Source organism: Micromonospora sp. DSM 43699, from assembly GCF_055517075.1.
This window is the reverse complement of sequence record NZ_JBTMMT010000122.1, coordinates 1-8,497: the sequence shown is the minus strand read 5'-3', so window position 1 is coordinate 8,497 and position 8,497 is coordinate 1. Positions and strand designations below refer to the sequence as shown.

Here is an 8,497-nt window from a genome sequence, read left to right as displayed (position 1 = left end):
GTTGCGTCGTGGTGACGATGATCCGACGCGGTTGTTGACGAGTCTGGCGAGCGCGCACGCGATCGGTCTGCCGGTCGACTGGACCAGGGTCCTCACCCCGGCACCCACCCTCGACCTACCCACCTACCCGTTCGGGCGGGACCGCTACTGGCTGGCGCGCGGCGGGACCGGTCGGGCCGGACTGCCGTCGGCGGGCCTCGACGCGGTGGACCACCCGCTGCTCAGCGCCGCAGCCGACCTGCCCGGCGACGACGGCCTACTGCTCACCGGGCGGATCTCGCTCGCCAGTCACCCGTGGCTGGCCGACCACGCAGTGCTCGGCACCGTGCTGCTGCCCGGCACCGCCCTGGTCGAGTTGGCATCCCGCAGCGGTCGGACCGTCGACACCGCGCACGTGGTGGAGCTGGTGCTGGAGGTGCCGCTCGTCGTCCCGCAGACCGGCGGCGTCGACCTGCGGGTCCGCGTCGGGCCGGCCGACGGCGACGGCTGCCGGCCGGTGACCATCCACTCCCACGTCGACGACGGCACCGACCGACCGGGCACGGCCCGGCAGTGGCAACGGCACGCCACCGGCCTGCTCGCCCCCACCCGGGCGGTGACCGTGGCCCCGGCCGGCGCCTGGCCGCCCGCCGACGCCGAACCGATCCCGCTGGACACGCTCTACCCGCACCTGGCCGAGCAGGGCTACCACTACGGCCCCGTCTTCCGGGCACTGCGCGCGGCCTGGCGGCACGGCGACGACATCCTGGCCGAGGTGGCGTTGGACGCCGACGCGGCCACCACCGACGCCGTCGGGTTCTCGGTGCACCCCGCGCTGCTCGACGCCGCCCTGCACGCCATCGGCGCCAGCGCCCTGGGCCGCGCCGAGGACGCCCCGTCGCAGCCCGGCGCGGCGCAGCCCGGGTTGCCGTTCTCCTGGACTGGGCTGGCCCTCGCGCCCACCCGGGCCCGCGAGCTGCGGGTGCGGCTCACCGTGACCGAGGGATCGGTGGCGGCGACCGTCACCGACACCGGCGGCGTGCCCGTCGCCTCCCTCGACGCCCTCGTCCTGCGGCCGATCAGTTCGGACCAGCTCGACGCGGCCCGCCGCGCGGCCAACCGGTCGCTGCACCGGCTCGACTGGATCGCCCCCGAGCCGGGAACGGACCGGACCGCCCGCCTCGCCGTGCTCGGCGACGCCGGGGGGTGGCCGGGCATCGAGGCGTACCAGGATCTGGACGACCTGGTGGCGGCCGTGGCAGCCGGGGCGGCCATGCCCGACGCGGTGGTCGTCGGCTGCGCGGGACTGCGCGCCGACGAGCCGAGCCCCGCGCGGGTCGCGCACCTGGTCAGCCACGGGACGCTGGTGCTGGCCCAGGACTGGCTCACCCGGGAAGTCCTGGCGGACGCCCGGCTCGTCGTCGTCACCCGGGGTGCGGTCTGCGTCGACGGCGACGAACGGCCCGCCGACCTGCCCGCCGCCACGGCGTGGGGTCTCGTCCGCTCCGCCCAGTCGGAGAACCCGGGCCGGTTCGTGCTGCTCGACCTCGACGACGATCCCCGCTCGGCGGTCGCGCTGCCGGCGGCGCTGGCCACCGGGGAACCGCAGCTCGCCGTCCGTGCCGGGCAGCTCCGGGCACCCCGGCTGGTCCGGCTCGGACCGCCGCCGCAGGACCGGCCGGCGCCCGACCTGTCCACCGGCACGGTCCTGGTCACCGGCGCCTTCGGCGTGCTCGGCCGGCTGGCCGCCCGGCACCTGGTCACCCGGCACGGCGTGCCCCGGCTGCTGCTGGTCAGCCGCAGCGGCGCGGACGCACCCGGCGCGGCGGACCTCGTCGCCGAGCTGACCGCACTCGGTGCCAGCGCCCAGGTCGCCGCCGCCGACGTCACCGACCGGGACGCCCTCGCCGTGCTGCTCGACGAGATCCCCGCCGACCGACCGCTGGTCGGCGTCGTGCACGCCGCAGGCATCCTCGACGACGGGGTGCTGCCGGCGCTCACCCCGGCCCGGTTCGACACCGTCCTCGGGCCGAAGGTGGACGCCGCCTGGCACCTGCACGAGCTGACCGAGAAGCGCGACCTCGCCGCGTTCGTGCTGTTCTCCTCCGCCTCCGGGCTGTTCGGCGGTCCCGGCCAGGCCAACCACGCCGCCGCGAACGCCTTCCTGGACGCGCTCGCCCACCACCGTCGGGCCAGCGGACTGGCCGTCACCTCGATGGCGTGGGGGCCGTGGGCCAACCCCGACGGGCCCGGGGGACCGCAGGGACACGTCGACGAGCAGCGGATGAGCCGGGCCGGCTTCCACCCGCTCGACGCCGACGAGGGTATGGAGCTGTTCAGCGAGGGGCTGCGCTTCGGCGACGCGGTGGTCGTCCCGGTGAGCCTGGACCACGGGCTGCTCGGCCGGCTCGGCCCGGCACTGCCCCGGCTGCTGCACGGTCTGGTCCGCCCGGCCGGGGCCGCTCCGGTCGCGGCGACACCGGCGGCCGACGCGGCGGACGCGCTCCGCGCCACCCTCGCCGCCACCCCGGAGGCAGAGCGGGACCGGGTGCTGTCCGACCTGGTCCGCACCCACGCGGCGGCGGTGCTCGGCTACTCCTCGATCCGCGACATCGACGAGGAGAAGGGCTTCGTGGAGCTCGGTTTCGACTCGCTGACCGCTGTGGAGTTCCGCAACCGGCTCGCCGCCGCTACCGGGCTGCGCCTGCCGTCGACCCTGATCTATGACCGGCCGACCACCGGCGCGATGGTCGCCCACCTGCGCGGCGCGCTGCTCGCCGAGCGGACCACCACCGCGCTGTCCGTGCTGGGCGAGCTCAACAAGCTGGAGACCGCCATGCGCGCGGTCACCACCGAGGACACCGACCGCACCGCCGTCGCCGCCCGGCTGCGCGAGCTGCTGTCGCTCTGGACGTACGCCGAGGCCGGCACCGACGACGCCGCCACGGGCGACGGCAACCTCAGCACCGCCAGTGCCGAGGAGCTGTTCAGCCTTCTCGACGACGAGCTCGGATCGGCCTGACCCGGATGCTCCGGACCTCTGACCACGATACGGAGTGGCTCGATGCCCACTGAGGAAGAGTTCCTCGACTACCTCCGGCGCGCCACGGCGGACCTGCGCGAGGCGCGGCGGCGCGTGCGCGAGGTAGAGGCGAAGGACCGCGAGCCGATGGCCATCGTCGGCATGGCCTGCCGCTACCCGGGTGGCGTCAAGAGCCCGGACGAGCTGTGGCAGTTGGTGGCCGACGGCCGGGACGGGGTGGGGGACTTCCCGACCGACCGGGGCTGGGACCTGGAACGCCTCTTCTCCGCCGACCCGGACAACCCGGGTACCTCGTACACGGACAAGGGCGGCTTCCTCTACGAGGCCACCGAGTTCGACCCGGCCTTCTTCGGCATCTCGCCGCGTGAGGCCCTCGCCATGGACCCGCAGCAGCGGCTGCTGCTGGAGAGCGCCTGGGAGGCGTTCGAGTCCGCCGACCTCGACCCGCAGCGACTGCGCGGCAGCCGTACCGGGGTGTTCGCCGGGGTGATGTACCACGACTACGCCTCCCGGATGCTTGACCTGCCCGAGGGCGTGGAGGGCTACCTGGGCACCGGCAACTCCGGCAGCGTCGTGTCGGGTCGGGTCGCGTACACGTACGGCCTCGAAGGGCCGGCCGTCACCGTCGACACGGCCTGCTCGTCGTCGCTGGTCGCCGTGCACCTCGCCGTGCAGGCGCTGCGCCAGCGCGACTGCGACTTCGCCCTGGCCGGTGGGGTCACCGTGCTGTCCACCCCCGGCGTCTTCGCCGAGTTCTCCCGGCAGCGCGGCCTCGCCGCCGACGGCCGGTGCAAGTCGTTCGCCGCCGCCGCCGACGGCACCGGCTGGGCCGAGGGCGTCGGCGTCCTGTTGCTCCAGCGGCTCTCCGACGCCCAACGCGACGGTCGACGCGTCTACGCGGTGATCCGGGGTAGCGCGGTCAACCAGGACGGCGCGAGCAGTGGCCTGACCACCCCGAACGGCCCCAGCCAGGAGCGGGTGATCCGGCAGGCGCTGGCCAACGCCCGGCTCTCCCCGGCCGACGTGGACGTCGTCGAGGCGCACGGCACCGGCACCACCCTGGGTGACCCGATCGAGGCCCAGGCGTTGCTCGCCACGTACGGGCAGGACCGCGCCGACGGGGGGCCGCTCTGGCTCGGCTCGGTGAAGTCCAACCTCGGCCACACCCAGGCCGCCGCCGGGGCCGCCGGCATCATCAAGATGGTGCTGGCGATGCGGCACGGCGTCCTGCCGCGCACCCTGCACGTCGACGAGCCGTCCCCGCACATCGACTGGTCGGCCGGCGCGGTCGAACTGCTCACCGAGGCCCGCCCCTGGCCGGCGACCGGCCGGGAGCGGCGGGCCGCCGTGTCGTCGTTCGGTATCAGCGGCACCAACGCCCACGTCATCATCGAGCAGCCTCCCGCCGTCGCGGAGCCCGAGCCGGCGGTGCCGGCCGCCGCGCCGCCGCTGGTGCCGGTACCGCTCTCCGCCCGCAGCTCCGAGTCCCTCGCCGCGCAGGCCCGCCGCTGGGCCGACCACCTGGCCACCGACGACTCCGTCCGGCCGGTCGACGCCGCCGTGTCCGCGCTCAGCCGGGCCGGACTGGACCGGCGGGCCGTGGTCCTCGCCGCCGGCCGCGCCGACCTGCTCGCCGGGCTGCGCGCCCTCGCCGTCGGCGAGCCGGACCCCACACTGGTCACCGGCACCGCCACCGGTCGCGGCCGGATCGCCTTCCTCTTCTCTGGCCAGGGCGCACAGCGCGCCGGCATGGGCCGTGAGCTGTCCGCCGCGTTCCCCGCCTTCGCGTCCGCGTTGGACGAGGTCTGCGCGCACCTCGACCCCCACCTGCCCCGGCCGTTGCGCGAGGTGCTGTTCGCTGCGGAGGACTCGGCCGAGGCCGCTCTGCTGAACCAGACGGTCTTCACCCAGGCCGGGCTCTTCGCCGTCGAGGTGGCCCTGTTCCGGCTCGCCGGTTCCTTCGGGCTCGTCCCCGACTTCCTGGTCGGCCACTCGATCGGCGAGCTGGCCGCCGCGCACGTCGCCGGGGTGCTCACCCTCGCCGACGCCGCCGCGCTGGTCGCCGCCCGGGGCCGGCTCATGCAGGCCCTGCCGGCCGGCGGGGCGATGCTCGCGGTCGGCGCGGACGAGGCGGCCGTGGCCGATTCGCTGGCCGGCGTCTCCGGCCGGGTCGACATCGCCGCCGTCAACGGTCCCGCCGCCGTGGTCGTCTCCGGCGATACCGAGGCCGTCGACGAGGTGGCGGCGTTCTGGGCCGGCCGGGGCGCGCCCACCCACCGGCTCCGGGTCAGCCACGCCTTCCACAGCGCCCTCATGGACCCGATGCTCGCCGAGTTCGCGGCGGTCGCGGAGGGACTGACGTTCCGGCCACCCACAGTGCCGATCGTGTCGAACCTGACCGGTCGGATCGCCGAGCCGGAGCAGCTGTGCCGCCCCGGTTACTGGGTGCGCCACGTCCGGGAGGCCGTGCGTTTCGCCGACGCCGTCGCCCACCTGGCCGAGGCCGGCGTCGGCACCTACGTGGAACTGGGTCCCAACGGGGTGCTCACCGCCATGGCGCAGAGCTGCCTCACCGACCCGGCGGCGGTGCTGGTGCCGCTGTCCCGCAAGGACCGGCCCGAGCCCCGCGCCGTCCTGGAAGCACTCGCCCAGCTGCACGTCCACGGCCTCGCCGTCGACTGGGACGCCCTGCTCGGCGGCACCCGCGCCCGCCGGATCGCCCTGCCCACCTACGCCTTCGCGCACGAGCGGTACTGGCTGGAGCCGGTCGGTCGGCTCGCCGACGTCTCCGGCGCCGGCCTGGGTGCGGCCGGGCACCCGCTGCTCGGCGCGGCGGTCTCCGTCGCCGGCGAGGACATGGTGCTGCTCACCGGCCGGCTGTCGCTGGCCACCCACCCGTGGCTGGCCGACCACGCGGTCTCCGGCGCGGTGGTGCTGCCCGGTACCGCGCTTGTCGAACTCGCGGTCCGGGCCGGCGACGAGATCGGCGTCTCCCGGGTGCGGGAGCTGACCGTCGCCGCGCCGGTGGTGCTGCCCACCACCGGCGGCACCCGGGTGCAGGTGCGCGTCGGTCCCGCCGACGACGCCGGCGCCCGCGCGGTGACCATGCACGCCCAGGCCGAGGACGACCCGGACGCCGACTGGGTGCGGCACGCCGAGGGCGTGCTGGAACCAGCCGCCGCCGACGAGCCCGGCCTCGGGGCGTGGCCGCCGGCCGCCGTGACCGAGGTCGCGCTCGACGACTGGTACGACGCGCTGGCCGGACGCGGCCTGACCTACGGGCCGGCGTTCCAGGGCCTGCGCCGGCTGTGGACCGGAGACGGCGAGGTGTACGCCGAGGTCGCCCTGCCGGAGGGCGTCGCGGAGGCCGCCGGCGGTTTCGCGGTGCACCCCGCCCTGTTGGACGCCGCCCTGCACCCGGTGGGGCTGCTGCTGGCCGGCGAGGGCGGTGGCCCCCGGGTGCCGTTCACGTTCGAGGGCGTCCAGGTCCACGCGTCCGGCGCGTCGGCGCTGCGCGTACGGCTGAGTCGCGACGGCTCCACGGTGCGGCTGGTCGCCGCCGACGGCGCGGGTGCTCCGGTCGTGTCGGTGGACACCCTGGTCCTGCGGGAGATGACCGCCCCGGTCGCCCCGGACGCCGCGGCCCGGTCGATGTTCGAGGTCGCCTGGCAGGCCGAGGAGGTCACGCCCGTCGACGACCTGTCCGGCTGGGCGCTCCTCGCCGGCCCGGACGGGGCCCACCCCGCCGGCCTGCCCGCGTACCCCGACGTGGCGGCCGTGCTGGCCGCGGGCGACCCCGGGTCGCTGCCGCGCATCCTGGTGCTGCCGGTGTCCGCCGCGTCCGACGAGGACGTGCCGGAGTCCGTCCGGGCAGTCGCCTCGGAGGTGCTCGCGGTGGTGCAGGCGTGGCTGGCCGCCGACGCCCTCGCCGACTCCCGGCTGGTGGTGCTGACCCGGGGCGCGGTGGTGGCCCGGGACGCCGACCAGCTCGCCGACCTGGCCGGCGCGGCCGTGTGGGGCCTGCTCCGGTCGGCCCAGTCCGAGCACCCGGAGCGCATCGTCCTGGCCGATCTCGACCGGGACCCGGACGCCGCCACCCTCGCCGTGCTGGCCGGCGTCGCCGACGACCTGCCGGCCACCGGCGGTCAGGTGGCGCTGCGCGCCGACACGGTGCTGACCCCCCGCCTCGTCCGCGCTGCGCTCCCCCCGGCCGGGGACCTGCCCGCCGTCGGCGACGGCACGGTGCTGGTCACCGGCGGCACCGGGGCGCTGGGCGCCCTCGTCGCGGAGCACCTGGTCACCGCGCACGGTGTGCGATCGCTGCTGCTGGTGTCCCGGCAGGGACCGGCCGCGCCCGGCGCGGACGCGCTCGCCGAGCGGCTGACCGGCCTCGGCGCCCGGGTCGAGGTGGTCGCCGCCGACGTCACCGACCGGGACCGGGTGGCCACACTGGTCGCGGGTGTCCCCGGCCGGCTGGCCGGTGTGGTGCACACGGCTGGTGTGCTGGACGACGGGGTGGTCTCGGCGATCAGCCCGGAGCGGCTGGCCGGCGTGCTGGCCCCGAAGGCCACCGCCGGCTGGTGGCTGCACGAGGCCACGGCGGGTCTGGGCCTGGACCTGTTCGTGCTGTTCTCGTCCGTGGCGGGCGTTCTCGGCTCCCCGGGTCAGGCCGCCTACGCCGCCGCGAACACGTTCCTCGACGCCCTCGCCGCGCACCGCCGTCAGGCGGGACTGCCGGCGGTCAGTCTGGCGTGGGGCATGTGGGACACGGACGGCATGGCCGCGTCGGTGTCCGAGGCGGACCGGGCCCGGTCGACCCGGGCCGGCCTGACACCGATGAGCGCCGAGACCGGTCTGGAGCTGCTCGACGCCGCCGTGGCGGCGGACCGGGCCGCGCTCGTGCCCGCCGTCATCGACGTGCCGGCGATGCGGTCCCAGGTCGTCGCCGGGCGGGTGCCGTCGCTGCTGCGGGCGCTGCTCGGCGCGGTCAGCGTCCGCCGGCAGGCCGGCAAGGGCAACTGGGCCGACCGGCTGGCCGGCCTGGCCCCGGACGAGGCCCGCGACCAGGTCGACACCCTCGTCCGAGGTCTCGTCGCCCAGGTGCTCGGGCACGGTGGGGCGGAGGCGGTGCCGGCGGATCGGGCGTTCCGGGAGTTGGGTTTCGATTCGTTGACGGCGGTGGACCTGCGCAACCGGGTCAACGCCGCCACCGGCCTGCGGCTCCCCTCCACGCTGGTCTTCGACTACCCGACCCCGCAGATCCTGGCCGCCCAGGTGTACGCCGAGTTGGCCGGCGGCCGGGGCGGTGCCACGGCCCCCGCGACCGAGGCGGTGACCAGCACCCGCCTCGACGAGCCGATCGCGATCGTGGGGATGGCGTGTCGGTATCCGGGTGGGGTGGAGAGTCCGGATCAGTTGTGGGAGTTGTTGGTCTCGGGTGGGGACGGGGTGGGGGAGTTTCCGGTTGATCGGGGT

Annotated in this window: 2 protein-coding genes; both read left to right on the top strand. The window is 76.2% G+C overall.

The window, feature by feature from the left end; genetic code table 11:
- Positions 1-3,001, top strand: a 3,001-nt coding sequence (locus tag AC0AIB_RS30620) for a type I polyketide synthase (RefSeq protein ID WP_465098007.1), incomplete at its 5' end; no start/stop codon positions are given.
- A gap of 42 nt (positions 3,002-3,043) precedes the next feature.
- On the top strand, positions 3,044-8,497 hold a 5,454-nt coding region (locus tag AC0AIB_RS30615), incomplete at its 3' end, for a type I polyketide synthase (RefSeq protein ID WP_465098006.1).